Origin of the sequence: Spirillospora sp. NPDC048819, assembly GCF_040650055.1 — a bacterium.
GTDB lineage: Bacteria > Actinomycetota > Actinomycetes > Streptosporangiales > Streptosporangiaceae > Spirillospora.
Window position 1 is genome coordinate 183,181 of sequence record NZ_JBEZGN010000009.1, and the last position, 25,642, is coordinate 208,822.

At 70.9% G+C, this 25,642-nt stretch carries 24 protein-coding genes; 6 read left to right on the forward strand and 18 right to left on the reverse strand.

Annotated elements, in window-relative coordinates; all coding sequences use genetic code 11:
• Positions 1-53: 53 nt before the first annotated feature.
• From AB0C35_RS15685 to AB0C35_RS15720, 8 genes are all read right to left on the reverse strand, one after another.
• Positions 54-893 carry a sulfurtransferase gene (locus AB0C35_RS15685; RefSeq protein WP_358455547.1) on the reverse strand — a complete coding sequence of 280 codons (840 nt, stop codon included), beginning with the start codon at positions 891-893 and terminating at the stop codon, positions 54-56.
• Positions 890-1,324, reverse strand: coding sequence for a DUF4395 domain-containing protein (locus AB0C35_RS15690; protein ID WP_358455550.1), 435 nt, complete (start codon positions 1,322-1,324; stop codon positions 890-892). The genes AB0C35_RS15685 and AB0C35_RS15690 overlap by 4 nt, the downstream gene beginning before the upstream one ends.
• 77 nt (positions 1,325-1,401) lie before the next feature.
• A complete protein-coding gene (locus AB0C35_RS15695; RefSeq protein ID WP_358455703.1) occupies positions 1,402-1,467 on the reverse strand; it encodes a putative leader peptide in 66 nt (21 codons plus the stop codon).
• Positions 1,468-1,584: 117 nt separating this feature from the next.
• Entirely contained in the window at positions 1,585-2,013 is a 429-nt protein-coding gene (locus tag AB0C35_RS15700) for a thioredoxin family protein (protein ID WP_358455553.1), read from the reverse strand.
• 202 nt (positions 2,014-2,215) lie between these two features.
• Positions 2,216-2,968 (reverse strand): zf-HC2 domain-containing protein, encoded by a 753-nt coding sequence (locus AB0C35_RS15705; RefSeq protein ID WP_358455556.1) that lies wholly within the window; start codon positions 2,966-2,968, stop codon positions 2,216-2,218.
• A complete protein-coding gene (locus tag AB0C35_RS15710; protein ID WP_358455559.1) occupies positions 2,965-3,489 on the reverse strand; it encodes a sigma-70 family RNA polymerase sigma factor in 525 nt (174 codons plus the stop codon). The genes AB0C35_RS15705 and AB0C35_RS15710 overlap by 4 nt, the downstream gene beginning before the upstream one ends.
• A gap of 125 nt (positions 3,490-3,614) precedes the next feature.
• Complete coding sequence (locus AB0C35_RS15715; protein WP_358455562.1) at positions 3,615-4,322, reverse strand: DUF2993 domain-containing protein; 708 nt, start codon at positions 4,320-4,322, stop codon at positions 3,615-3,617.
• Positions 4,323-4,434: 112 nt separating this feature from the next.
• Complete coding sequence (locus AB0C35_RS15720; RefSeq protein WP_358455565.1) at positions 4,435-4,695, reverse strand: MoaD/ThiS family protein; 261 nt, start codon at positions 4,693-4,695, stop codon at positions 4,435-4,437.
• A gap of 221 nt (positions 4,696-4,916) precedes the next feature.
• Here AB0C35_RS15720 and AB0C35_RS15725 point away from each other — a divergent pair, with 221 nt between their 5' ends.
• Positions 4,917-5,633 carry a response regulator transcription factor gene (locus AB0C35_RS15725; protein ID WP_358455568.1) on the forward strand — a complete coding sequence of 239 codons (717 nt, stop codon included), beginning with the start codon at positions 4,917-4,919 and terminating at the stop codon, positions 5,631-5,633.
• Here the strand turns inward: AB0C35_RS15725 and pstB are convergent, their stop codons facing one another.
• The 5 genes from pstB to mshD form a co-directional block, all read right to left on the reverse strand.
• On the reverse strand, positions 5,634-6,410 hold the full coding sequence (gene pstB, locus AB0C35_RS15730; RefSeq protein WP_358455571.1) for a phosphate ABC transporter ATP-binding protein PstB: 777 nt from the start codon (positions 6,408-6,410) through the stop codon (positions 5,634-5,636).
• Between the two features lie 69 nt (positions 6,411-6,479).
• Complete coding sequence (gene pstA, locus AB0C35_RS15735; protein WP_358455706.1) at positions 6,480-7,379, reverse strand: phosphate ABC transporter permease PstA; 900 nt, start codon at positions 7,377-7,379, stop codon at positions 6,480-6,482.
• Positions 7,380-7,384: 5 nt separating this feature from the next.
• Positions 7,385-8,362 carry a phosphate ABC transporter permease subunit PstC gene (pstC, locus tag AB0C35_RS15740; RefSeq protein ID WP_358455574.1) on the reverse strand — a complete coding sequence of 326 codons (978 nt, stop codon included), beginning with the start codon at positions 8,360-8,362 and terminating at the stop codon, positions 7,385-7,387.
• A 107-nt stretch (positions 8,363-8,469) separates the two neighbouring features.
• Entirely contained in the window at positions 8,470-9,573 is a 1,104-nt protein-coding gene (gene pstS / locus AB0C35_RS15745; RefSeq protein WP_358455577.1) for a phosphate ABC transporter substrate-binding protein PstS, read from the reverse strand.
• Between the two features lie 413 nt (positions 9,574-9,986).
• A complete protein-coding gene (gene mshD / locus AB0C35_RS15750) occupies positions 9,987-10,895 on the reverse strand; it encodes a mycothiol synthase (protein WP_358455580.1) in 909 nt (302 codons plus the stop codon).
• 204 nt (positions 10,896-11,099) lie between these two features.
• Between mshD and AB0C35_RS15755 the strand changes: the two genes are divergently transcribed.
• Entirely contained in the window at positions 11,100-12,800 is a 1,701-nt protein-coding gene (locus tag AB0C35_RS15755) for a bifunctional metallophosphatase/5'-nucleotidase (RefSeq protein ID WP_358455583.1), read from the forward strand.
• Positions 12,801-12,936: 136 nt separating this feature from the next.
• Here the strand turns inward: AB0C35_RS15755 and AB0C35_RS15760 are convergent, their stop codons facing one another.
• The 5 genes from AB0C35_RS15760 to AB0C35_RS15780 form a co-directional block, all read right to left on the reverse strand.
• The gene (locus tag AB0C35_RS15760; protein ID WP_358455585.1) at positions 12,937-14,139 is read right to left on the reverse strand and encodes an inorganic phosphate transporter; all 1,203 of its coding nucleotides are present in this window, start codon (positions 14,137-14,139) and stop codon (positions 12,937-12,939) included.
• Positions 14,136-14,753, reverse strand: a complete 618-nt coding sequence (locus tag AB0C35_RS15765) for a DUF47 family protein (protein ID WP_358455587.1) — start codon at positions 14,751-14,753, stop codon at positions 14,136-14,138. The genes AB0C35_RS15760 and AB0C35_RS15765 overlap by 4 nt, the downstream gene beginning before the upstream one ends.
• A 360-nt stretch (positions 14,754-15,113) precedes the next feature.
• The gene (locus tag AB0C35_RS15770) at positions 15,114-15,329 is read right to left on the reverse strand and encodes a hypothetical protein (protein ID WP_358455590.1); all 216 of its coding nucleotides are present in this window, start codon (positions 15,327-15,329) and stop codon (positions 15,114-15,116) included.
• A 309-nt stretch (positions 15,330-15,638) separates the two neighbouring features.
• On the reverse strand, positions 15,639-19,772 hold the full coding sequence (locus AB0C35_RS15775) for an AAA family ATPase (RefSeq protein ID WP_358455593.1): 4,134 nt from the start codon (positions 19,770-19,772) through the stop codon (positions 15,639-15,641).
• Between the two features lie 188 nt (positions 19,773-19,960).
• The gene (locus AB0C35_RS15780) at positions 19,961-20,482 is read right to left on the reverse strand and encodes a gamma carbonic anhydrase family protein (RefSeq protein ID WP_358455596.1); all 522 of its coding nucleotides are present in this window, start codon (positions 20,480-20,482) and stop codon (positions 19,961-19,963) included.
• Between the two features lie 391 nt (positions 20,483-20,873).
• Between AB0C35_RS15780 and AB0C35_RS15785 the strand changes: the two genes are divergently transcribed.
• The 4 genes from AB0C35_RS15785 (at position 20,874) to AB0C35_RS15800 (ending at position 25,203) form a co-directional block, all read left to right on the forward strand.
• A complete protein-coding gene (locus tag AB0C35_RS15785) occupies positions 20,874-21,986 on the forward strand; it encodes a DivIVA domain-containing protein (RefSeq protein ID WP_358455599.1) in 1,113 nt (370 codons plus the stop codon).
• Between the two features lie 168 nt (positions 21,987-22,154).
• Positions 22,155-22,694 carry a peptide deformylase gene (gene def, locus AB0C35_RS15790; protein WP_358455602.1) on the forward strand — a complete coding sequence of 180 codons (540 nt, stop codon included), beginning with the start codon at positions 22,155-22,157 and terminating at the stop codon, positions 22,692-22,694.
• Positions 22,695-22,888: 194 nt separating this feature from the next.
• Entirely contained in the window at positions 22,889-23,632 is a 744-nt protein-coding gene (locus tag AB0C35_RS15795; RefSeq protein WP_358455605.1) for a response regulator transcription factor, read from the forward strand.
• A complete protein-coding gene (locus AB0C35_RS15800; protein WP_358455608.1) occupies positions 23,632-25,203 on the forward strand; it encodes a HAMP domain-containing sensor histidine kinase in 1,572 nt (523 codons plus the stop codon). The genes AB0C35_RS15795 and AB0C35_RS15800 overlap by 1 nt, the downstream gene beginning before the upstream one ends.
• Positions 25,204-25,642 lie beyond the last annotated feature (439 nt).

A 25,642-nucleotide genomic window follows, 5' to 3' on the forward strand; every position in this document is an offset into this window, starting at 1 on the left:
CTCCATCTCCGTGCACACGGAAAACTCTTCCGCCGGACGTGGCGGGCCGATGATTACTTGGGCGCGCCGAGCTCGATCGGGACGCCGATGAGCGAGCCGTACTCGGTCCAGGAACCGTCGTAGTTCTTCACGTTCTGCACGCCGAGCAGCTCACGCAGCGCGAACCAGGTGTGCGAGGAACGCTCACCGATGCGGCAGTACGCGATGGTGTCCTTGTTCAGGTCGACGCCGGCCTCGGTGTAGATCTGCCGGAGCTCCTCGTCGGACTTGAACGTGCCGTCGTCGTTGGCCGCCTTCGACCACGGGATGCTGCGCGCGGTCGGGACGTGCCCGGCCCGCTGCGACTGCTCCTGCGGAAGGTGCGCCGGGGCGAGCAGCTTGCCGCTGAACTCGTCCGGGGAACGGACGTCGACCAGGTTCTGCTTGCCGATGGACTCCACGACCTCGTCGCGGAAGGCGCGGATCGACAGGTCCTGGTCCTTGGCCTTGTAGTCGGTCGCCGGACGGGTCGGGACGTCGGTCACCAGCTCGCGGGACTCCAGCTCCCACTTCTTGCGGCCGCCGTCGAGCAGCTTCACCTTGTCGTGGCCGTACAGCTTGAAGTACCAGTACGCGTAGGCGGCGAACCAGTTGTTGTTGCCGCCGTAGAGGATCACCACGTCGTCGTTGGCGATGCCCTTGGCGGACAGCAGCTGCTCGAACCCGGTCTTGTCGACGAAGTCGCGGCGGACCGGGTCCTGCAGCTCGGTCTGCCAGTCGATCTTCACGGCGCCACGGATGTGGCCCTTGTCGTAGGCGGACACGTCCTCGTCGACCTCGACGAGAACCAGGCCGGGCGCGTCCAGGTTGGACTCAACCCAGTCGGTGTCCACCAGGACGTCTGAGCGGCTCATGCGGGAACCTCCCTTTCGGAATTCTTCGCGGTGATACGTCGGATCAGCAGATACATCTCGCACCCGAGGCAGAACCCGAACGCCGCGTTCAGGAACGCCGCCGCCAGCGCGAGGGCGGTTGCACCGATGCCGAGCCAGGTGGTCCCCGTCACGTATCCGACCGTTCCGACCAGGGCGAACGCGAGACCGACACCCTGCGCGAAGCGGGGGGCGGCCGCGTCCTCCAGTTCCCTTGGCGGAGCGAGCCGGGGACGGATCAGCACTCTGAACGCAAGCCCGTACGGGGCGTACCGGAGGCCGAGGAAGGTCGCGATGGCGAACACGACGGCCTGAGCGGCGAGCAACGCCCAGCTTCCGGTCACCAGGACCGCGATGAGTATCACTGTCGTGACGGCCGCGCTGAAGCGCGGACCACGAGGGTCAACCTGCATCGGGGTGCTCCTGGCGGAGTGGAAGCGTGCGTACGAGCTGGAAGTGGAAGTGCTCGGGGGCGGGTGGGCTCGATGCCTCAGGCCATACGACAGAGCGAGGCGGCCATGCGGCAGAAATCCACCGCGCGGCGCTTCGTGAGCATCTGCTCTGTCAAGTCACGCACGGACACGATGGTAATCCGCCAATCGACGTACTGTCACATCCGTCTCGCCTTCCGAGACAGTGACATTCGTCTTATCGCAGGTCGTCCGGGTGCGGCTCACTGGATGACCTCGCCCAGGGCCGCGATGACATCGGGCTTGCGCGGGGCGCCGGCGGCGCGGCGGACGATGCGGCCGGCGTCGTCCAGGACGAGGACGGTCGGGGTGCGGATCACGTTCAGGCGGCGGACGAGGTCCAGGTGCGCCTCGGCGTCGAGTTCGACGTGCGCGACGCCGTCCACCATGCCGGCGACCTCGCCGAGGACGCGGCGGGTGGCGCGGCACGGTGCGCAGAACGCGCTGGAGAACTGCAGCAGGGTCGCCTTCTCGCCGAGGTCGGCGCCCAGGTCGTCCGGCTGGAGGATGTCGCCCACCTCGTCGTCCCCGCTTCCCCGGCGTGCGCGCAGGACGCCGTCGCGGCGCCGCCGCAGCAGGCCGAACACCGTGGCCGCGGCGATCACCGCCGCCGCAATAAGTGCACCCGTCATCGGTATCGACAACCGCGCGGGGCCGCGAGTTCTTCCATGAGCATCGAAACAGCGCGGGCCGGCCGACAAGTCAGCGCCGCGAGCCAGGTCGGGGTGGCGGGTCAGGTTGGGTGCGGGTCAGGTGGGGTGGCGGGTCAGGTTGGGGTGCGGGCCAGGTGGAGTGGCGGGCCAGGTGGGGTGGCGGGTCAGGTGGGGTGGCGGGTCAGGTGGGGATCGTGAGGAGCGGACGGCCGTCCAGGCCGACGATCTCGAACGAGAACAGCTGCCCGCGCGGGAACATCGTGGAGCCGCGGTACTCACCGTAGCCCTTGTCGTACGGAACGTACCAGCTGCCGAGCGCGTCGCGGCGGCCGTCCCGCGCGACCACCAGCAGCCGGCAGTGCGATCCCTTCGGGACGCCAGCCAGATGCAGCTCGACCTCCGTGCCCCACCGCTTCTTCTTCAGCAGCACGTAGCCCTTGATATTGGTCTTGGGGTTCTCGGCGGCGATCCGCTCGGCGCCGCCGGTGATGGCGGGCGACGCGGACGGCGGGGGCGGCGTCGCGGTGTTCCGCTCCCCGAACGGGAGCAGGAGGCCGCCGAACAGGGCGCCGATGACCAGCAGGAGGCACGCGGCGGCGGCGAGCGGCGCCCATCCGGGTCCGCGCCCGCCGGCCGGCCGGCCCGGCCGTCCGAGACGTCCAAGCGATCCGAGCGATCCGAGCGGTCCCCTCCTTCGCTCGGCCGCGCGGGCCAGCAGCCCGTCCAGCAGTTCGGGCGGCGGGCCGGCCATCTGGTCGAGCTGTGACTCCTCGACCCGGCCGAGCATCGCGGGCAGGCCGGCCAGCCCGGCGAGCTCGTCCCGGCAGGCGGGGCAGTCCGCCAGGTGGGCCTCCACCTGGGACCGCTCGCCGGAGTCGAGCGAGCCGAGCACGTACGACCCGAGCGCGGTGCGCACGTCCGTGCAGTCGTTCATGGCGCCAACCCCCGCTCCTCCAATGCGAGTTTGAGCGCCCGCAGTGCGTAATAGGTGCGGGACTTGACCGTTCCCGGCGGGATGCCCAGCGTCTTCGCCGTCTCCGCCACCGACCGGCCCTTGTAGTAGGTCTCCACCAGGACGGCGCGGTGCGGTCCGCTCAGCCCGGCCAGCGCTTCGGCGACCGTCCAGGACTCCAGTGCCCGGTCGATGTCGTCCGAGCTGGACGCGGTCATCATGACGTGTTCGTCGATGCCCGTCTCCGGCGGCCGCGCGCGCTTGGCGCGATGTGCGTCCACCACCAGGTTGCGTGCGACGGTGAACAGCCACGGCCGGACGGGACGTCCCGCAAGCGCCTCCGGGTGTTTCCAGGCACGCAGCAGCGTCTCCTGTACGACGTCCTCGGCCTGGGTTCGATCCCCACCGGTCAGCCGCAGGACGTAGCCGAGGAGGGGACCTCCATGCTCGCTGTACAGGGCGCGCAGCAACCCCTCATCCGCGGTGGGACCCACACCACTCACACGTACGAGCGGCCGGGCCGGTTCACCGGCGCCGGGTCATTTCTGCACCAGTAGTTCCTGACCCGCCATCGCCGGACCCATCATCGCCGGACCCATCATCGCCGGACGGGTCATCGCCGGACGGGTCATCGCTGGACTTGCTGGATGTCGTTCAGCTTGACGTTCTCGGCGGTCGCGCCGACCCGGAGCCCCTCCGCCGTCGGCCGGATCTGGGTGATCTTGGCCCCGAGCGGCAGCGCGGGGACGGGCACGACCCAGGTGAGCTGCCGCTTCAGGACCGCCAGCGGGATCTGCGGACCGCCGTCCGACCCCACCGACACGGGACTGACCGCGATGCCCTGCGCGGCCGGCTTGACCGCGACGACGCCGCTGCCGGACACCGGGAAGCCCAAGATGGCGCCCTCCATCTCCACCGCCAGGTTGTCGCCCTTCGGCGCGATCCGCTTGACCTCCTTCGGCGCGTGCTTCTTGATCAGCGGATAGGGGACGACGGCGGACACGGTCGCCGTCCCCGCGGTGACGTTCGCGGTGTTGCCCCCGGCGACCTCGGACAGCGGCGCGCTCACCTCGCGCATGTCGATCCGCACGTCGGTGACGGTCACGCCCTGTTCCGTCCAGTCGCCGATCGCCATCTCGATGTGCCCGTACTCGCCGCCGATCACCTGGGTGAGGAACGGGATGCCGTGGATGGTGACGTCCGGCGGCTGCGTCAGGTCGGTCTGCGCGGCGACCTCCTGGGCGATCCTGTCCTCGGCGATCCGCACACCGATCCGGTCGGCGGCGACCACGCCGATGACCACGAGGACCAGCAGCACCACGAGTACTTTCCGCATGTCTCTCCTCCGCCCGACGGCATGCGATCGCCACACCTTATTGCGCGCACGGACCACAACGGGTCAGACCGGAGAATGACCTCGAAGTTCGGAAAATCACTCCATTGTGATATCAACCACCCGCGAACGGCGGCAGAACCTCCACGACGCCGCCCTCCGGCAGCTCCACCGACTCGTGCGGGCGGGTGCCCACCGGATCCCCGTCGATGAGGAACGAACTGCGTCCCACGACCCGCTCGAACTCGTTCCCGCGCCCGTCCCGCGAGGTCGCGACCGTGATCGCCTCGGCCAGCGTGCCCGCGTCGTACGGCTCCTCGTGCGTACCCGCCGCCGCCTTCGCGGCGGCCCAGTACCGCATCGTCCCCTTGGCCATCTCCCCAGACTCCCATTCACGCCACGTGACCGTCCCGACCTGGCCACTCCATTGTCCGCCGAACCCACTCCGTTATGCTCAGGGGGAGGGATCCGGGCGACGAGGCCATGGAGTTCATCCGAAAACCCCTTCATGGCCGCCTCGTCCTTGAGCCGACGGCCATGGCCGGGCTTGGGGGTGGGCCGCCTGGATCCTACGTCTTTGTGGACGGGAGGCGGCAGTTGAGCAACTTGCTCTTGCTGACCAACGCTTTGGAGCCCTCGGACGAGGTTCTGCCCGCGCTCGGGCTTCTGCTGCACTCGGTGCGCGTCGCCCCGGCGGAGGCGTCCGCCCTCATCGACGCCCCGCCCGCCGACATCGTGCTGGTGGACGCGCGCCGGGACCTGGCGCAGGCCAAGAGCCTGTGCCGGCTGCTGCGCACCACCGGGCTCGACTGCCCGCTGCTCGCCATCGTGACCGAGGGCGGGCTCGCGGCCCTCAGCCCCGAATGGGGCCTGGACGACATGCTGCTCCAGGCCGCGGGGCCCGCCGAGGTCGAGGCCCGGCTGCGGCTCGCGGTGGGACGCGCCGCCGTCGCCGACGCCGAGGAGGTCCCCGGCGAGATCCGCAGCGGCGACCTCACGATCGACGAGGCCACCTACACCGCCCGCCTTCGCGGACGGGTGCTCGACCTCACCTTCAAAGAGTTCGAGCTGCTGAAGTACCTCGCCCAGCACCCGGGCCGGGTCTTCACCCGCGCCCAGCTGCTGCAGGAGGTCTGGGGCTACGACTACTTCGGCGGCACCCGCACCGTGGACGTTCACGTCCGCCGCCTGCGCGCCAAGCTGGGCGCCGAGTACGAGTCCCTCATAGGAACCGTCCGGAACGTCGGCTACCGCTTCGTCCCCGACCACCGTCCCGGCGGCGACGCCGAAGAGAAGACCCCCGCGCCGGCGTGATCAGCCGAAGCGGCCGGTGATGTAGTCCTCGGTGGCTTTCTGCTCCGGGTTGGTGAAGATCTTGCTGGTCTCATCGATTTCAATGAGCTTGCCGGGCTTGCCGGTTCCGGCGATGGTGAAGAACGCGGTGCGGTCGCTGACGCGGGCGGCCTGCTGCATGTTGTGCGTGACGATGACGATCGTGAACTGCGTCTTCAGCTTGTCGATCAGGTCCTCGATGGCGAGGGTGGAGATGGGGTCGAGCGCCGAGCACGGCTCGTCCATCAGGAGGACCTGGGGCTGGACGGCGATGGCGCGGGCGATGCAGAGCCGCTGCTGCTGGCCGCCGGACAGGCCCGCACCGGGCTTGCTCAGCCGGTCCTTGACCTCGTTCCACAGGTTGGCGCCCTGCAGCGACTCCTCGACGACGTCGTCCAGCCGGCTCTTGCGGCGCACGCCGTTCAGCTTCAGGCCCGCCGCCACGTTGTCGTAGATGGACATCGTGGGGAACGGGTTGGGCCGCTGGAAGACCATCCCGACGACGCGCCGCACGGCGACGGGGTCGACGGACGAGTCGTACAGGTCCTCGTCGTCCAGCATGACCTTGCCCTCGACACGGGCGCCCGGAATGACCTCGTGCATCCGGTTGAGCGTCCGCAGGAACGTGGACTTGCCGCAGCCGGACGGCCCGATGAAGGCCGTCACCGAGCGCGGCTCGACCGTCATCGAGATGTCCTCGATGGCGTGGACGCCGCCGTAGTAGGCGTGCAGCCCGGAGACCTCGATCCGCTTGGCCATGGGGTGGTGATCCTCTCTGTGGTTCAAGAGCGCGTGGGGGTCAGGGGCGCGTGGGGCGGGGCGCGTGGGTCAGGAGCGCGTGGGCGAGGTGCGGCGGGCGACGAACCGGGCGGCCAGGTTGAGCAGCATGATGATCCCGATCAGGACGAGGGCGCCCGTCCAGGCCCGGTCGATCGAGTTCTGGTTGGGGTCGGCGGCCTGCTCCCAGATGAAGGTCGGCAGCGACGCCTGCGGTCCGTTGAACGGGTCGTTGTTGATCGCCTTGGTGAAGAAGATGGTGAGCAGCAGCGGCGCGGTCTCCCCCATCACGCGGGCGACGGCCAGCATCACGCCGGTCACGATCCCGGTCAGCGCGGTCGGCAGGACGACGAACAGGACCGTCCGCCAGCGGGGCACGCCGAGCGCGTAGGACGCCTCGCGCAGGTCGTTCGGGACGAGCTTGAGCATCTCCTCGGTGGCCCGCACCACGGTCGGGATCATCAGGATCGTCAGGGACAGCGCCCCGGCGAACCCGGAGAACTCGAACCCGAACGTCAGCAGCCACAGCGCCAGGACGAACAGGCCGGCGACGATCGACGGGATGCCCATCATGACGTCCACCGTGAAGCTGATGATCTTGCCGAGCCGGCCGTTGCCGGCGTACTCCACCAGGTAGATCCCGGTCAGGATGGCGATCGGGACGGCGATCAGGCTGGTGATCGCGACCTGCTGGAGGGTGCCGATGATGGCGTGGTAGGCGCCGCCGCCCGGGTCGCTGCCGCTGACCGCGTTCATCGAGAACTGGAAGAACGTGAGGTCGAGCCGCTTCAGGCCGTTCACGACGACCGTCCACAGCACCGACACCAGCGGGATGACCGCCAGCGCGAACGCCAGATAGACCAGCCCCTGAACGGACCGGTCCTTGATCTTCCGCCCGAGCGAGATCGACGACAGGCTCGAGCCGCCGCCGCTGCGCTTGCCGGTGGTCAGGGTGGTCACACGAATTCCTTCCGGCGGGCGACGACGGCGCGGGCGGCCATGTTGACGACCAGGGTGATCACGAAGAGGACCAGGCCGGACGCGATGAGCGCGCCGCGGCCGGTGACCGACGCCTCGGCGAAGCTGTTGGCGATGTTGGCGGCGAACGTGGAGCCGCCGTTCTCCAGGAGCTGCCAGTTGATCCCGGGCACGAACGTCAGCACCATCGCGACCGCGATCGTCTCGCCCATCGCGCGGCCGAGCCCGAGCATCGAGGCGCCGATCATGCCGGACCGCCCGTACGGCAGCACCGACATCCGGATCATCTCCCAGCGGGTGGCGCCGAGCGCCAGCGCGGCCTCCACGTTGGGCCGCGGGACCTGCAGGAACACCTCCCGGGAGATGGACGAGATGATCGGCAGGATCATGATGGCCAGCACCACCGACGCGGTGAAGATCGAGTTCTTGCCGGGGCTGCCGGCGAACAGCGGGATCCAGCCGAGCACCGCGTTGAGGAACCGGCTGACGTCGTCCATGTGCTGGGCCAGGAACACCAGGCCCCAGAGCCCGTACACGATGCTGGGGACGGCGGCGAGCAGGTCGACGACGTAGCCGAGCCCGGACGCGAGCCGCCGCGGCGAGTAGAACGAGATGAACAGCGCGATGCCGATCGCGATGGGCGTCGCGATGAGCATCGCCAGCAGCGAGGAGATCGCCGTTCCGAACGCCAACTGCGCGATGCCGAACTTCGGCGGGTCCGCGTTGGGGTTCCACTCTTCGCTGGTGAGGAAGCTCGCCTCGTTCTCCTGCAGAGCTGGGATCGCCTTCCAGACGAGGAACGCCGCGATCGCGGCGACGAGCGCCAGCACGGTGATGCCCGAGCCCCGGGCCGCGCCGGCGAAGATCCTGTCACCGGCGCGTCCGGTGCTCATCGCGGTGCCGGTGGCGCGGTGCCGAGCGCCGGCCCGCGCCTCGACGCCGGTCTCGCTGGTCATGGGGGTGCCTCCTTCGATCACGTCGGCCGAACCCAGGCCGGCCCCGCGGCCGGGACCCCGGGTGAGGGGGCCGTCGGCGGCGGGGCTGCGGCTGGAGTCGTCCGCTGTCAGGACAGGGCCTTCACGGATGCCTGGACCTTGGTCAGCACGCTCTGCGGGATCGGCGCGTAACCGTGCTCGGTGAGGATCTTCTGACCGTCCGCGCTGGAGGTGTAGGTCAGGAAGGACTTGACGAACGCGGCCTGCTCGGCCGGCAGCCCCTTCTCACACGCGATCTCGTACGTGACCAGGACGATCGGGTAGGCGCCCGGCTCCTTGGTGGTGTAGTCGATCTCGAGTGCGACGTCGTTGCCGGTGCCCACGACCTTCGCCCCCGCGACGGCCTTGGACGCGCTCTCCGGCGACAGCGCGGTGAACTCGCCGGCGCCGTTCTTCACGTGCGCGGTCTGCAGCTTGTTGTTCGTCGCGTACGACATCTCGACGTAGGAGATGGCGCCCTCGGTGCTCTTCACCTGGCTGGTGACGCCGTCGGACTTCGGTGCGCCCTGCCCGGTGGAGTTCGGCCACTTCTTGGCGGCCTCCCACGTCCAGACGTCCGGCACGGTGGTGTTCAGGTAGTTCGTGAAGTTGTCGGTGGTGCCCGACTCGTCCGAACGGTAGACCGGCTTGATCGGCGAGGACGGGAGCGTCGCGCCCTCGTTCTCCTTCGCGATCGCCGGGTCATTCCACGTCTTGACCTTGCCGGAGAAGATCTTCGCGATCGTCTCGGGCGACAGCTTCAGCGCGTCCACGCCCGGGACGTTGTAGACCACGGCGACGGGGCCGACCACCATCGGCAGGTTCACCGCCTTGCCGCCCTCACACCGCTGCTGCGCCGCGGCGGCCTCCTCCTCGTCGAGTGCCGAGTCCGAGCCGGCGAACGCCACCTGCCCGTTCGTGAAGGCCTGGATGCCCGCCCCCGAGCCGGACGGGTTGTAGTTGAGGTTCGCGCCCGCGCACTCGGAGGCGTAGACCTTCGTCCACTCCTCCATGGCGTTCTTCTGCGCACTGGAGCCGGCCGCGTTGACGCTGGCCTTCGCGCAGTCGATGCTGGCGGACGGCGCGCTCCCCGTGCTCGCCGTCGTGTTGGCGTCGCTCCCGCAGGCGGTGAGGGCCAGTGCCCCCGCGACGACCACGCCGCCCAGGGCGGCAAGTCGGGAACCGTTCTTCACCGGAGGGTCTCCTCTTAGTTTCGTCGGCCGGGTCCCCGGGTCCGGTCCTGGCTCGTTGCCCAGGTGCCGGGGTCACCGTCGAATGCGACGCTAAGCAGGCGAAGTGACCAGCCACCCTGATCCAGGTGAACGGCGGATGAACGAGGATGACCAGCACCGCGAAGAATGTCCCGATTTGCCATGGACGTCGGGTTAACAGCGCAGCTCACAACGCAAAAGACCCGGTCGAGACAGGGTCATGCGCAGCGCGAACACTCCGCGGCACGAAGACAGGCTGGACGGAGACCGGGCTGGACGAAGCCGGGCTGGCCAGAAACCGGGCTGGCCAGAGACTGGGCTGAACGGAGACCCGGCCAGAGAGCGGGCTGAACCGAGACCGGGCTGAACCGAGACCCGGCTGGACGGGGACCGGGCTAGGCCGTCTCGTACATGACGTCCACGGCGTACCGCGTGAAACCGAGGGACTCGTACAGGCGGACGGCGGCGACGTTCGACTCGTCCACATAGAGCATGATCTGGTCGACGCCGGCGTCGCGCAGGTGGTGCAGGCCCGTCAGGGTCAGCGTGCGGCCGAGGCCGAGGCCCTGCGCGTCCGGGTCGACGCCCACGACGTAGACCTCGCCGAAGACCCCGTCGGCACCGCCGGGATGGATCTTGGTCCAGTGGAAGCCGGCCAGCCGCCCCTCCCGCTCGGCGAGGAAGAAGCCGGCCGGGTCGAACCAGGCCTCGGCCTCCCGGTCGCGGACGTCCTCGATCGTCCAGGCGCCCTGCTCGGGATGGTCGGCGAACGCGCGGGCGTTCACCTCCAGCCACGCCCGCTCGTCCCGGCCGGGCTCGAAGGTGCGCAGGGTGACGCCCGGGGCGACCCGCGCCTCCGGCAGCGGACCGGACGCCGGGCGCCGCATCTGGAACAGCGCGCGGACGCGCGCCATGCCCTCATCGGCCGCCAGCCCCGCCGCCGCGGGAAGATCGCCGTGCGCCCACACGCGGAGCGGCCCCCCGGCCTCCTCGCGCAGCGCACGCAGCAGCGCGCGCCCGTGCCCGCGGCGCCGGTGCCCCGGATGGACGACGAGTTCCCCCGCCGCCGGTTCCTCGTCGGTCGCCGGATCGAGATGCGCGTACGCGACGATTCCGCCGCCCGCTCCCCCGCCGCCCGCTCCCCGGTCGGCGATCGCCATCCCGGCGCGGCCGCCGCGAAGCGCGAGCATCGAGTGCTCCGACAGCGGCCCGACCCCGTCGGCGTCCGCCGCCGCCTCGGCCAGCGCCAGCACCTCGGCGATCTCACCGTCCCCCAGCGTCCCGCGCGCCCGCAGCTCACTCACGATCATCACCCTATGTGGCGTCGCCCAAGGGATGTCGCCCAGGAGGGTTTGTCCAGACGCTGTCGTCCGGACGGTGTTGTCCAGACGGTGGCGCCGGGAGGTGCGGACGGGCCGTGATGGTCGCCGCAGCCCCTGATCGATTTGTCACAGAAACGTCACCGCGCCGCCGGGAACCGTATGCCGGACGCACTTACCGTCCGCAGCATGACTCGACGACGCACCATCCTGGCGTGCGCAGCGGCGGGGCTGACGGTCATCGGCCTGACCGCGCAGCCCGCCGCCGCACGGCCCGCACCGACCGCGTCGGTTCGGCTGCTCGCGCTGAACGACTTCCACGGAAACCTCGAACCGCCGTCCGGCAGCTCCGGCAGGGCCATCGACGAGAACGGCGAAACCGTGCCCGCCGGCGGCGCCGCCTACGTCGCCGCCCACCTGAAGAAGCTGCGGAACCGCGACACCCTCACCGTCGCGCAGGGCGACCTGATCGGGGCCTCGCCGCTGCTGTCGGCCGCCTACCACGACGAGCCCACCGTGCAGTTCCTCGGCGACATCGGCGTCACGGCCTCCGCCGTCGGCAACCACGAGTTCGACGAGGGCTACGAGGAGCTGCTGCGCATCCAGAACGGCGGCTGCCACCCCGTCGACGGCTGCTCGCCCGAAGGCGAGTGGCGCGGCGCCGAGTTCGACTACCTCGCCGCGAACGTGCTGAAGAAGCACGAGTCCGGCGGGCACCGGCACTGGGACCGGCCGATCCTGAAGCCGTGGACGATCCGCCGCGTCAACGGCGTCCGGGTCGGCTTCATCGGCGTCGTCACCAAGACCACCCCGAGCATCGTCACCGCGGAGGGCATCAAGGGCCTGGAGTTCCAGGACGAGGTCGAGGCGGCGAACCGGGCCGCCCGCGCGCTGAAGCGCCGCCACGTCCGCGCGATCGTCCTGCTCGTCCACGAGGGCGACGAGGTGAACTCCGGGCAGCGGCCGGACGCGTGCGGCGTCGTTCCCGGCGCCGGGACGCGCATCGCCCAGGAGGCCGACCCCGAGATCGACGTCGTGCTGTCCGGGCACACCCACGAGCAGTACGTCTGCTCGGTCGAGGACCCGGCGGGCGACCCCCGCCTGTTCTCGTCCGGCTCCTCCTACGGCCGCGTGATCACCGAGGTGAACCTCAAGGTGAACCGCCGCACCGGCGACATCGTCCGCTCGTCCCTGCGCGGCGACAACCACGTCGTGACCCGCGACGTGCCGCCCGACCCGGCGACGGAACGGTTCGTCCAGACCTGGAAGGACCGCGTCTCCGAGATCGCCGACAAGCCCATCGGCGGCATCACCGCCGACCTCACCCGCGCGCCGTCCCCGTCGGGCGAGACCGCGCTGGGCGACGTCATCGCCGACGCGCAGCTCGCCGGGACCAAGGACCTCGGCGCGCAGGTCGCGCTGATGAACCCGGGCGGCATCCGCACCGACCTCACCTACGCGGCGAGCGGATCGGAGGGCGACGGCGTGGTCACCTACGGCGAGGCGTTCGCCGTCCAGCCGTTCAGCAACGTGATGGGCGTCGTGTCCCTGACGGGCGCGCAGATCGACGCGCTCCTCGAACAGCAGTGGACGGACGCCGGCGAGAAGATCCTCCAGCCGTCGGCCAACCTGCACTTCACCATCGACCGCTCCAGGCCCGTCGGTGACCGCGTCTCCGCGATCACCGTGGACGGAACGCCCATCGACCCGGCCACCGCCTACAAGGTCGCGGCGAACAACTTCCTCCTGGGCGGCGGTGACGGCTTCACCGTCTTCACCGAGGGCACCGGCCAGGTTCTGGGCCCGATCGACCTGGACACCTTCGTCGCCTACTTCAAGGCCCAGGGCACGATCTCTCCCCCGCCCCTGACCAGAATCACCGGCCAGTAACCCGTTCCGTCGACATGCGGGGGTGTGGCCCTTACGAGGCCGCCCGGCTTCACCAGGCCACACCCTCGCAGTTCAATACCGGATGCAGTTCAATGCCGGATGCACTTCCATGCCGGGTGGGGCCGAGCCCGGTGCGTCACGCTCCGAAGAGGTGGACCACGAAGTAGACGACGGCGGCCACCGCGGCGGCCATGGGCATGGTGAGGACCCAGGCGGTCATGATGTTCCCGGCCACGCCCCAGCGGACCGCGGAGAGCCGCTTGGTCGCGCCGACGCCCATGATGCAGGACGTGATCGTGTGCGTGGTGGAGATTGGAGCGTGCCAGATGTATGCGGTCGCGTACAGAATCATCGAGGCCGTCGACTCGGCGGCGAATCCCTTCGGCGGGTCCAGTTCGATCACCTTGCGGCCCAGCGTCCGCATGATCCGCCAGCCGCCCGCGTAGGTACCGAGGGACAGGGCCCCCGCACAGGAGACGATGACCCACAGCGGGACGCCCTTGCCGTCGGAGTGGCCGGTGGTGACCAGGGCCAGGACGATGATGCCCATCGTCTTCTGCGCGTCCTGGAGGCCGTGCCCCAGCGCCATCGACGCGGCCGACAGCGACTGCGCGATCCGGAACCGGCGGGCGACCCGGCCCGGGTTGGCGCGGCGGAAGATCCACAGGATGGCGACCATCACCAGGTAGGCCAGCCCGAACCCGGCGACCGGCGAGATCACCATCGGGATGGCGACCTTCTCCATGACGGTGGACCAGCTCACCGACGACGCCGACGCGACCCCGGCGCCGACCACGCCGCCGATCAGCGCGTGCGAGGACGACGAGGGCAGCCCGAAATACCAGGTGATCATGTTCCAGGTGATCGCGCCCAGCACGCCGGCCGCGACGACCGTCAGGCCGTGCAGCCCGGTCGGCGGGGTGATCACCTCGCTGACGGTCTTGGCGACCTCGACGCCGAGCAGCGCACCGATCAGGTTCATCACGGCCGCCATCAGCAGCGCCGCCCGCGGTGTCAGCGCCCGGGTGGACACCGACGTCGCGATGGCGTTGGCGGCGTCGTGGAAACCGTTGGTGTAGTCGAAGACCAGCGCGATGATCACGACGAGGATGAGGACGGCGGTCTGCGCGTCCTGGCGCAGGCCCAGCGCCCCGGAGATCACCACCGCGAGAAGGCCCAGCGCCAGGAAGGGCCAGAACCTCGCCGGGCCGCGGCGGACCTGCTCGGCGAGCGTCGGATCGGCCCCGGGGGGCTCGTCCTTGCTCAGGATCGCCCCGACGGTCCCGCCCACGGCGGATTCGGCGGGGCGGCCAGACTCCGGTTCGCCCTGCGCGCTCATGATTCCTTGACCGAGATCGTCTCGACCGTGTTGGCGACGTGCTCGAACGCGTCCGCCGCGTCCTCCAGCCGGTCGATGACCTGCTTCAGTTTCAGGACCGTGAGGGTGTCGTAGTCGCCGCTGAACAGCTGCGCCAGCAGCTTGCGGTAGACCTGGTCGCCCTGGTTCTCAAGCCTGTTGATCTCGATCCAGTACTCGTTGAGCTCCTTCATCGAACGCAGCCGCGGCATCGCCTCGGCGGTCAGCTCCGCTGCGCGTTCCAGCACCTCCACCATGGCGACGATGCCTTTGGGAAACTCGTCGATCTTGTAGAGGACGACGAGGTCCGCCGCCTCTTCCATCTCGTCCATCACGTCGTCGATCGTCGAGGCCAGCCGGTAGATGTCCTCGCGGTCGAAGGGCGTGATGAAGGTTTCGTTCAGCCGCCGCATGATCGCGTGAGTGCATTCGTCGCCCGCATGTTCGCAGGCGCGCATCTTCTCCGCGATCGCTGCGCGGTCCGCGCCGTCGCTGATGAGTTCCACGAGGAGCCTGGCACCAGTGACCAGGTTGTTCGCCGAGTCGGCGAACATGTCGTAGAAGCTGTCCTCACGTGGCGTGAGACGCAAGCGCACGTCGTTCTCCTGAAGTGCCGGAACAGTCCGCAGAGGATCGTAGGCGCAACCAGCCGTAAAAAGAACCTTTGCCCCAGCTTCGGCTGGTGTCCGCCATCCTCTCACCTACAAGATTGCCCTACACCACCAGGTACATACCTCTTGTGCATCCTCATGTGCACTGGGCCACCGGCCCGTCGGCCCGGACGGGACCGTCACCTGGAGGACGATGCGAGGTCACGGGTGAGATTCGTTACAGTGGCCGGCGCGGCAACCCACTACGGGCGGTGCGAAAAGACGAACCGGGGACGCCCCAATCGGGGCGCCCCCGGTGCAACTGCGGGCTTCGGCTCGGCCGGTCCGGGGGTTGCCCCGGACCGCCTAATCCTGCGGCGTCAGCTCGCGACGACCGGCTACGTCGGACCGTACGCCGAGCACCATGTCGATTTCCGCGATGGTGAGCGGCCGTTCCGCCGCCGCCACCGCACTGAGCATCTCGGCATAGAGTTCGATCTCGTCCAGCGCAACACGGTCGTGGACGCGCAGATCAAGGTTCTGGCGCACCGCGTCCACCTCCGTCCGTTCGTTCCCCCACACCCAAGTCGAGGCTACGCGGCCGACCCCGACGGGCACATGACCCAAGCGGGCCATTCGCGGGTCACTCTGACCCTGTCAATCCGGGGGGATCCCCCCGCAGTCCCCCTGGCGGTTCCCGTCCGATCCGGGTCCCGTCTGATCTGGTGGATTCCAGATCGGGCGACCACCGTCCATCCCGGAGGAGACGTCCAGACCTCCGGCGACTGCCCCTAGCCTTCCCAGGTGATCGCCGTCTGACGCCTGAGTCCGGTTCACATCCGGTTCGCCGGGGGCGGCGGGGGCGCCCGGGCGGGGCGGGCCGGCGGCGGGTCAGCCGCCGGGACGGAAGTCGCCGAGCATCTGCTCCAGCGGCGTCTCGGGCAGGTCACGGGCCGTCAGCCGGGCCACGGTCGCGGCGTTGACGTCGGCGCCCGCGAGCCGGGCCGCCTGCCGCGCCACCGTCTGCTCGAACAGCGCCCGGACGGTCCGGGCGTAGGCGAACTGCGGGTCGTCGCGCAGCCGCTCGAACCGGCTCAGCAGCTCGACGCGCAGCTCCTCGTCCAGCATGTACAGGTCACGCTCGGCGTAGCTCTGGAAGAGCCGGACCATGTCGCGGTCGCCCATCCCGGTGAACTCCATGACGCGGCCGAACTCCGCGCGGAACGCGGGGTTGCCCGCGAGGAAGCCCTCCATCTCGGCCGCCGGGCTGGAGCACACGACCATGAACCGGGCGCCGTTCTGGTTCATGCGGCGGAGCAGCTCGCCCACCACGGCCGGGCTGCGGTCGAGCCGGTGCGCCTCCTGGACGAGCAGCACCCCGCCGAGCGCCTGGTCGACCATGCCCGCGACGCGGCGCTCGGTGTCGAGCCGGTCGCGTCCCGCGAGGTGGACCGGACGGCAGGCCACCACATGCCCGGAGTTCAGCAGCCCGAGCGCCGCGTAGATGCCGCCGACGAGGCCCGCCACGGTCGTCTTCCCGGTCCCGGGCGGACCCACGAAGATCAGGTGGCGGGTGTCGCCGGCGCCCACCCCGTACCGGGCCCGGTCGGCCGCGAGCCCCGCCTCGTCGGCGAGCTCGTGCACGGCCGCCTTGACGTCGTCCAGCCCGGTGAGCTGGTCGAGCTGCCGCAGGTAGCCGTCGGTGTCGCCGGGCGGGCGCAGCGCCGGCTCGATGCCCTCCGCGACGCCCGCGAGGTCGTCCGGGGTCAGCACGAGCCGGTCGTGCGACGCCCCGGCCCGCTCCATGTTCCGCTGGGCCGCCTGGTCCAGGTACGCCTCGACGAGACGCGCGTTCACCAGGTCGCCCGGCCCGCGGAGCCGGTTCAAATCCTCGCGGACGACCTCCAGCGCCGACGCGCCGATGGTGACGCGCCGCTCGTCGGCCAGCAGGTGCAGCAGCGTCAGGCGGTTGTCGAGGTCGCTGAAGTCGGGCAGCCGGTGCACGCGGAACGCCTGGACGAGCTTCGGATGCTCCTGCAGAAGGCGCTTGTAGGCGTGCGGTTCGCACGTGGCGATCACGGGCGTCGTGTTCACCGGGTCGCGGCGGGCCCGGCGGACCGCGCCGACGACCGCCGCCGGGTCGGGTGCACCGTCGATCGCCGCGTCCAGCCGCTCGAAGAGGATCACCGGGCCCGGCTGCGAGAGGATCTGCCCGATCCGCTCGGCGGGCGCGTCCCGCACGTCCTCGGCGTCGTGCGCGCGGATCGACCCGTCACCGAGGCCGGCGTTCGCGAGCGTCAGCGCGACCATCCTGGCCAGCCGGCGCTGCCCCGAGTGCGGGCCGCCGACCAGGAGCACGCCCGGCAGCCCCGACCTGATCGAGCTCGGCGCGCCGTCCACCCTCGTCTGCTCGACGTCCTGGCCCGCGGGCGCGTTCCATTCCTGGGCCTGCGTGCGAAGGTCCGCCAGGAACGGGCTCGCGTCATGGTCGCCGTACACGAAGCCGAAGCCGAACCGCTCCAGGACACGGCGCTCACTGCGGTCCTGCGGGGGCGGGATCTCGTGGACGGGCTGCTCCGGCGAAGGCGTGTCGTCCAGGAAGTCGAAGTCGCCGACCATCGTCTTGGACATGACCTTCGTCCCCGGTCCGCCTCCCGGGACGGGCGGCGGCGGTGCGGCCGGGTCGTCGTCGAGGTCGCCGGGCCCCAGGACGCGCGTGCCGGGCGGCCCCTGCTGGGCAGGGGGCTGCTGCATGGGCGGGCCGGACGTGCCCTGCGGCGCCCCGGCCTGGTCCTCCACCCGCGTGGCGTACGGGTCGAACGCGGCGGGCGCCGCGGGCTGCTGGTGCGGCTGCGCCGGTTGCGGTTGAGCCGCCTGCGGTTGGGCCGGTTGCTGTGCCTGCTGCTGTGCCTGCTGCGGCGCCGGAGGCTGGACGGAGCTCGGCGGTCCTTGCTGGACGGGGCCAGGCGCCGGCCCCTGCTGCGGAGGAGCGGCGCCCGCCGGCTGGTACCCGAGCTGCGTGTACGGCGGCACGAAGTTCTCGTCCTGCCGCTCCTCCTCCGGAGGGGAGAAACCGCCGAGCTGCTGAGCCGGTGCGGCCTGCTGCTCCGGTGCGGCAGGCGGCGGCGTGGCCTGTTCCTGCGCCGCGTAGGGCATCTGGCCTTGGCCGGGACCCTGGGGCGGCTGAGACGCGCCCTGCATCGGCGCAGGGCTCTGCATGGGAGCCGGGCTCTGCATCGGCGCGGGGCTCTGCATCGGCGCGGGTGGTGCCGCGCCGGGACGCTGGAACCCGAGTTCGGTGTAGGGAGGCGCGACGTTCCCCTCGTCCCTGCCTCCCTCCTCGGCGGGCGGCGTGCCCGCCGACGGCGGCTCGGGAGCGGCGAACGCGGCCTGCTGCCCCTGGCCGGGACCCTGCGCGGGCATCTGGTCGTGCGCCGGCCCGGCCGGACCCGACGGGTTCTCCCAACCCTGCTGGGCGGGCGGCTGGACGAACGGACGGTCGGGCTCGGACGGCCTCCCCGGCGGCTGCGGAGGAGTGCCCGGGGCGAGACCGGGCTGGCTCTGCATGCCGAACGGGGACGGTTGCGAGGGCGCCGGGTTCGGCGGCGGCGTGGGAGCCGCCACCGCGGCCGTCGCGCGGGCGCGGTTGCGGCCGATGATCCCAGCGATGATCGCGGTCGGGACGGGGAACCCGCGGGGACGCGCGGGCATCCCGCCGAGCCGGCACCAGGCCAGGTCGACCTCGTACATCGCGGCCAGCAGCGACTCCGCGCCCGGACCGGACCCGGTCGCGGACCGCAGCGGCTCCGGGAGGCGCATGTCCTGCGGCCACAGCCGGCGCAGCGGGTGGCCCTTCTGCTCCGACACCGCCTGCACCGTGTAACGGATCTCTGGGTCCAGCCAGGGGACGATGGTTCCCACCATGTCCTTGCGGACGACGTCCAGGTCGGCGGCGAGCAACGCGGCGGCCACCAGGCGCGGCTCGACATAGGCCGGGTCGACGGGGTCGCCGGCGAGGTCGGCTATCAGCTCGCTGAGCGTGTAGAAGGCGTGGCGGAAGTTGTCCCCCGGCGAACTCTCGTTCCTCAGCGACGGAACCAGGTTCGCCGGGCAGCGGGTGAGCCACTGCTGGACGATCGCCTGGTCCCCGTACGGCAGAGCCCCGTAGTCGACGGTCGGGTTGGCGAGCGTGGGGCCGAGGATGGCGAGCAGCGCGTCCGCCCGGATCTGGTACCGGACGTCTTCGCGCAGCGCGCTGGCGACGGCCCACATCGTCCGGAGGATGACGACCGCGGCGTCCACACGGCTCGCCCGCAGGCGCTCCGCGTAGAGCCCGGCCAGCGTCTCCAGGGCGGGCGGGGTGAGCCAGCGCGGGCCGTCCACCTCCGGGAGCGGCTTGGCGCGGTACGGCTTCCAGAGGTCGAGCATCTGCGCGTCCAGCCGCGCGTCGAACGCGGGCGCGGACGCGCACCACAGCATCACGCCCCACGCGACGACCACGGTGGACGGCGCGCCGCTGGAGAACTCCGGCCACCAGTGCGGGTACTCCGGCGCGGGCAGCGCCGCGGCGGACTCGACCGTCGACCGGACCCGCGAGGTCACGTCCGTCGCGAACCCGTGCCCGACGAACGGCAGCCCCGCAGGCGGGTCGTAGGAGAAGTCGGGCCCGGCCGGGATGACGTGCGGCGGCAGGTTGGGCGCCTGCCCCGGCGCCTGCTGCGCGGGCCTGGCCGCCATCCGGACGGCGGGCGTCCGGGGCGGCGGGCACAGGTACCACTGGCCGTCGGACGGATGCAGCCGGTACCAGCGCGCCCACGCTCCGAACAGCCACCATGTGCCGTCGGGCAGGACGAGCATGCGCCCGCCGATCGCGTGATGGCGCTGCTGAGGAGGCGTCGACGGCCACCATGCGGCGGCCACCATCGCCCTCGTGTCCCGCTCTGCCTCCGCGAACGGATCCTGCCCCATCTGGGGGCTGGGCGGCGGAGCACTGCCATAGCCCGGTCCCCACACCACGATGGTCATGGTAGTCAGGAGAAGTCGGTCGGGGTGCCCCTCACCGGCCCATTCGCCGCATAATCGCAGGTCAGCGAAATATCATTTCGACCTGAACGCTCACCGGAAGGTCGCCGAACGGTCGCCGAACGACCGGATGGCGACCGCACGACGACCGCCTGAGGACCGCCTGACCACCGCTTGACCACCGCCTGCGGTCACTGCCATTCGGCGGTGCGGTGCCGCCGCGCCTTGGTCACGTACACCTCGGGGGTGTGCTCCAGGACGAGCCGGTCATCGTCGGTCAACTCCCGGACGATCTTGCCCGGCGTCCCGGCGACGAGGACGCCGGAGGGGATCTTCTTGCCGGGCGGCACCAGCGCGCCCGCCGCGATCAGCGTCCCGGAGCCGATCCGGGCGCCGTTCAGCACGATCGCGCCGATCCCGATGAGCGAACCGGTCTCGACGTGCGCGCCGTGCACCATCGCCTTGTGGCCGAGGCTGACCCGGTCCTCCAGGACGGCGGGCATTCCCGGGTCGGAGTGCATGCAGCAGAGGTCCTGGACGTTGCACTCGTCGCCGACGACGATCTCCTCGTCGTCGCCGCGCAGCACCGAGCCGTACCAGACGCTGGACGCGCGGCCCAGCGTCACCCGCCCGACGACGACCGCGCCCGGCGCGACCCACGCCTCGGGGTCGATCTTCGGCCGGTCCTCACCCAATGATCCCAGGTAGCTCATGCGGCCGATGCTAGGACGCGTCCCGTACCGCCCCGGACGGCACCCCCGGCGGGCTGAGGGCGGGCTGAGGGCGGGCTCAGGGTGGGCTCAAGGCAGGCCTAGGGCGGGCTCAGGACGGGCTCAGGGCGGGCTCAGGACGGGCGGATCCGGAACCGATCCCCGCGACACGGGCTCCCCAACGCGCGAAGTTTGCGCAGATTAGGTAGCTTGTCGGGCCTACCCGGATGAAGAAACGGCAGCGAGAAGTGCGTTCCGGTTGCGCGAATGGGGTGGACCGGACAAGAGTCGTCCTGACGTTTCCACATGTGGGCCCGCTCAACGGCGGGTGAGGATGTTATCGCAACCGACCCTGACGGGGTGATGACCCCCGCCAACGACCCCCCAAGGCATCATGAGCAACGAAGCCGAAATCCTGCCGAATCTCCTCCAAGAAGAGTCCTTCGAGATCGTCATGCGCGGCTACAACCGCCGCCAGGTCGACGATTTCATCGCCCGCGCCCAGCAGAAGCACCGCGAACTGGAGGCGCGGCTCGCCCGCGCCCAGGACGACGGCGAGCGCCTCCGCCGCGACATGGCCGAGCTCCGCGAGGCGCGCAAGCCCACCGGCGACGACCTGAGCGACCGGCTCCGGCAGATCATCAACCTCGCCGAGGACGAGGCCCAGGACAAGGTCTCCCAGGCCGAGGCCAAGGGCGCCGAGATCCGCGAGGACGCCGAGCACGAGTCCAAGCGGATCATCGACGACGCCCGCTCGCACGCCGACAAGAACCTCGCCCAGGCGCAGGAGAAGGCCGAGAACGTTCTCGCCTCCGCCAAACAGGAGTCCGAGAGCGTCCTGTCGGCCGCCAAGCAGGAAGCCGAGCAGACGGTGAGCAGCGCGCGGCTTGAGGCCGAGCGCACCCTCACCGCGTCCGAACGCCGCGCCAGCGTGATCAACGAGGGCGCGACACAGCGGCTGACCTCGCTGACCAAGAACCACACCCAGGCCCTGCAGCGCCTCACCGAGATCAGCGAGACGCTGCACCGGCTGCTGACCGCCGAGAACGAGGCGGGCCCGCTGGAGAAGATGGTCGAGGACGCCGTCCGGCAGAGTGCGCCGCGCAAGCAGCAGTCCGCCCCGTCCCAGGCCGCATCCACCCAGTCCTCGCCCACCCAGCCCTCCTCGCCGTCCGGGCCGCCGTCCGGGCCCGGCGCGAAGCCGATACCGGCCGCGCCCAAGCCGGCCACGTCCGCCGGCGCACCGCAGGGCGCGCCGTCCATGAAGAAGCCCACGCCGGCGACCCCGGCCGCCGACGCCCCCGCGCCGCCGGCTCCGCCGCAGCCCAAGCCCGCACGCCCGGCCGAGGAGCCGGGCGGCCCCGCACAGTCCGGCCCGGCGCAGTCCGGTCCCGCGCAGCCCAGCGGTCCCGCGCAGTCCGGCGGTCCCGGGCAGTCCGGGGGGCCGGGGCAGTCCGGCGGCCCGGCCGTCCCGCCGCAGCAGCCGCGCGGCCCCATCGAGCTGTAGCCCACCCGGCTCCGGAAACGTCAGGCGGGTTCCGCGGTGTGCCCGGCCCTCACCCGGCCGGGCACACCGCCTCGCTCTTCACCACCACCCGCCCTTAACTGCCGGCCCCTTACCTGCTCGCCCTCAACTGCCGGCCCTTCAACTGCTCGCCCTTTATAAGATCTTGGGGTGAGCAAGAAGACCCCAAGGACGCACACGCGCCGCGGAACCGCCCGCCCGATCCGGCTCCTCGGAGACCCGGTCCTGCGCACCGAATGCGACCCCGTCCGGACGTTCGACGCCTCGCTGGAACGCCTCGTCGACGACATGTTCGTCACCATGTACGAGGAGGACGGCGCCGGGGTCGCCGCCAACCAGGTGGGAGTCGGCCTGCGGGTCTTCGTGTACGACGTCAACGACGACAAGGACCGGCGGCACATCGGGCACGTCGTCAACCCGAGGCTCGTGGCCGCCGACGGTGAGATCCTGGTCGAGCCGGAAGGCTGCCTGTCCGTCCCCGGCCTGCGCTTCGAGACGCCCCGCCACGCGCGCGCCGTCGTCGAGGGCGTCGACGTGAAAGGCGAACCCGTCCGCGTCGAGGGCACCGGCTACTTCGCCCGCTGCCTCCAGCACGAGTGCGGACATCTGGACGGCGGCGTCTACATCGACGTCCTGTCCGGCGACGCGCGCCGCGAGGCCATGCGCGCCATCCGCGACCTCAGCCGGTAGGCGACGCGGCGCGTCCACGACGCGGCCTGTCCCACGGAGGGCCCCGCCCCACGGAGGGCCCCGCCCCACGGAGGGCCAGGCTTCCCACCAGGCACAATGACGAAGACGCACTCATCCGATCCTCTGCTCGCATTCAGGGGACATTCAGGTTGAGATGGGAACCTCTGCGGTGATTGTGGAGGGGGACTGTGCCATTGGTTGATCGAACGGTTGATCGGACGGCGAACGGCGGCGCGAAGACGGCGGAGGCGACGCTGCTCGTCGTCGAGGACGAACCGAACATCCTGGAACTGCTCGCCGGAAGCCTGCGCTTCACCGGTTTCGACGTGGTCACCGCGACCAACGGCGCCGACGCCGTCCAGTCGGCGCGGCGGCACCGCCCAGACCTGATCGTCCTGGACGTGATGCTGCCCGACATCGACGGGTTCGACGTGGCGCGGCGGCTGCGGTCCGGCGGCGACCACACCCCCGTGCTGTTCCTGACCGCGCGGGACGCCGTGCAGGACCGGATCAAAGGGCTGACGATCGGCGGCGACGACTACGTCACCAAGCCGTTCAGCCTGGAGGAGGTCATCGCCCGCATCCGGGCGGTGCTGCGGCGGTTCCGCGGCGGGGTGACCGAGCCGACGCCGCGGATGGTGTTCGCCGACGTCGAACTCGACGAGGACAGCCACGAGGTGTGGCGGGGCGGACGCGCGATCCAGCTGTCGCCGACCGAGTTCAAGCTGCTGCGCTACTTCATGGCCAACGCGGGACGGGTCGTGTCGAAGGCGCAGATCCTCGACCACGTGTGGAACTACGACTTCCGGGGCGACGCGGGAATCGTCGAGTCGTACGTGTCGGCGCTGCGCCGCAAGGTCGACAACGCCGAACCGCGCCTCATCCACACGCTGCGCGGTGTGGGGTACGTCCTGCGTGAGCCGGCGAGACCGGGCTGATGGCCGCCCGGGTTCCGGCGTCCGCCACCGGCGCTCTTCCACCCGCGGCGCCGCCCGAGCCGCCGAGCGCCCCCGACGGGAAGGCGCCCGGGTTGACGCGGCGCGGCCTGGCGCACCTGTGGGGGCGGACGTCGCTGCGCGTCAAGCTGGTCGCCGGGATGCTCGTCCTCGCCACCCTCGGGATGACGGTGATGGGCGCGGCGGGCGCGTCGGTGCTGCGGCAGTACCTGGTGGGACGTGCCGACGATCAGCTCCGCGGTTCCGTCGGCCGGACGATCGACCAGGTCATCCCGCATCTGGAGCGCGGGCAGACCCGGTTCACCGTCCGCCTGCCGAGCGAGATCTACGGGCAGATCCGCGTCAACGACGGCCGTACGGTCGGGCAGAACCCGGCGTGGAGCGATCCGGGCCATCCGCGTCTCCCCGAGGACCTGTCAGGGTGGATCGACCGGCCGTTCACCGTCTCCGGGACGGGCGGCTCAACCTCGTCATGGCGGATCCTGGCCGAGCCGATCCCGGGCAGCGACGGCGCGATCCTCGTGCTGGCGTTCAGCCTGGACGAGGTCGACCGGACCGTCCGCCGGCTGATGGCGATCGACGCGATCGTGGGCCTGGTGGTGCTGGCCGGCCTGGTCGGTCTCGGCGTGTGGGTCGTCCGGGCGAGCCTGCGTCCGCTCGCCGCGGTCGAGGAGACCGCGGGCGCGATCGCCGCGGGCGACCTGTCCCGCCGCGTCCCGCAGGCCGATCCTCGCACCGAGATGGGACGGCTCGGCCGGTCGCTGAACGCGATGCTCGCGCAGATCGAGACGGCGTTCCGGGCCCGCGCCGAGTCCGAGGCGGCGGCACGCCGGTCGGAGCGGACGGCGCTGCGCTCGGAGGAGCGGATGCGGCGGTTCATCGCCGACGCCAGCCACGAGCTGCGCACCCCGCTGACCGCGATCCGCGGGTTCGCCGAGTTCTACCGGCAGGGCGCGGCCCGCAGCCCCGAGGAACTCGACCGGCTGATAGGCCGCATCGAGGAGACCGCGTCCCGGATGGGCCTGCTCGTGGAGGACCTGCTGCTCCTCGCCCGGCTTGACCGGCAGCGTCCGATCGAACGGCGTCCGGTGGACCTGCTCGCCGTCGCCGCCGACTCTGTCCAGGAGGCCAGGGTTCTCGCACCCGAGCGCACGATCAACCTCTCGGTCGAGGGAGGCTTGGCGTACCAGGTGCGGGGGGACGAGCCGCGGCTGCGCCAGGTGCTCGGAAACCTGCTGACGAACGCGATCGTGCACACCCCGGAGGCCACACCGGTCGAGGTGCGCCTCACGCCGGGCACTCTGCGAGACGCCCCCGCCGCGGTCGTCGAGGTCGCCGACCGGGGCCCCGGCCTCTCACCGGAGCAGTCGGATCGGGTCTTCGAGCGCTTCTACCGCGCCGACGAGGCCCGGTCGCGGGAGGGCGGCGGCGCGGGGCTCGGCCTCGCCATCGTCGCGGCACTGGTGGCGGCCCACGAGGGCTTGGTGGAAGCGGACTCCACACCGGACGAAGGCGCCACATTCAGGGTCGTCCTGCCCTTGGACGAAGACTGACCACGGACTGACTGACCAAGGACTGACTGACCACCGGCGAAGACCGACCACCGGCGAGAAGCACCCACCGGCGAGAAGCGGCCACGACCGAACCGACCGGACGAGCCGACCACGGACGAAGACCGAAAGTCGCATTCAGGCAACTTTCAGGTAAATGCGCTTAGGTGAACTTACAGGGCGCGCCCCGGTCTCGACGGAGAGCGGGAGTCCGCGCCCTGGCCAGCTTCGGCACCGTGCTTGACGGGCCGCCCACGGGCCCGCACCTACCAGCTCGTGCCTGCCGCCCCGCCTTGGCCAGCCCGCACTGGCCAGCCCGTACCTGCCAGCCGCACCGGCCGCCTGCATGCCGTCGGACCCGTGCATGCCGTCGGACCCGTGCATGACGTCAGGCCGTGCATGACGTCAGGCCGTGCATGACGTCAGGCCGTGCATGCCGTCG

Bases quoted from the DNA above. Each gene is read 5' to 3' on its own strand.
- AB0C35_RS15700 (WP_358455553.1), bottom strand. From the start codon at position 2,013: ATGACGGGTGCACTTATTGCGGCGGCGGTGATCGCCGCGGCCACGGTG.
- AB0C35_RS15705 (WP_358455556.1), bottom strand. From the start codon at position 2,968: ATGAACGACTGCACGGACGTGCGCACCGCGCTCGGGTCGTACGTGCTC.
- AB0C35_RS15755 (WP_358455583.1), top strand. From the start codon at position 11,100: ATGACTCGACGACGCACCATCCTGGCGTGCGCAGCGGCGGGGCTGACG.
- AB0C35_RS15685 (WP_358455547.1), bottom strand. From the start codon at position 893: ATGAGCCGCTCAGACGTCCTGGTGGACACCGACTGGGTTGAGTCCAAC.
- AB0C35_RS15780 (WP_358455596.1), bottom strand. From the start codon at position 20,482: ATGAGCTACCTGGGATCATTGGGTGAGGACCGGCCGAAGATCGACCCC.
- AB0C35_RS15800 (WP_358455608.1), top strand. From the start codon at position 23,632: ATGGCCGCCCGGGTTCCGGCGTCCGCCACCGGCGCTCTTCCACCCGCG.
- AB0C35_RS15715 (WP_358455562.1), bottom strand. From the start codon at position 4,322: ATGCGGAAAGTACTCGTGGTGCTGCTGGTCCTCGTGGTCATCGGCGTG.
- AB0C35_RS15760 (WP_358455585.1), bottom strand. From the start codon at position 14,139: ATGAGCGCGCAGGGCGAACCGGAGTCTGGCCGCCCCGCCGAATCCGCC.
- AB0C35_RS15775 (WP_358455593.1), bottom strand. From the start codon at position 19,772: ATGACCATCGTGGTGTGGGGACCGGGCTATGGCAGTGCTCCGCCGCCC.
- AB0C35_RS15690 (WP_358455550.1), bottom strand. From the start codon at position 1,324: ATGCAGGTTGACCCTCGTGGTCCGCGCTTCAGCGCGGCCGTCACGACA.
- pstC (WP_358455574.1), bottom strand. From the start codon at position 8,362: ATGACCAGCGAGACCGGCGTCGAGGCGCGGGCCGGCGCTCGGCACCGC.
- AB0C35_RS15785 (WP_358455599.1), top strand. From the start codon at position 20,874: ATGAGCAACGAAGCCGAAATCCTGCCGAATCTCCTCCAAGAAGAGTCC.
- pstB (WP_358455571.1), bottom strand. From the start codon at position 6,410: ATGGCCAAGCGGATCGAGGTCTCCGGGCTGCACGCCTACTACGGCGGC.
- AB0C35_RS15720 (WP_358455565.1), bottom strand. From the start codon at position 4,695: ATGGCCAAGGGGACGATGCGGTACTGGGCCGCCGCGAAGGCGGCGGCG.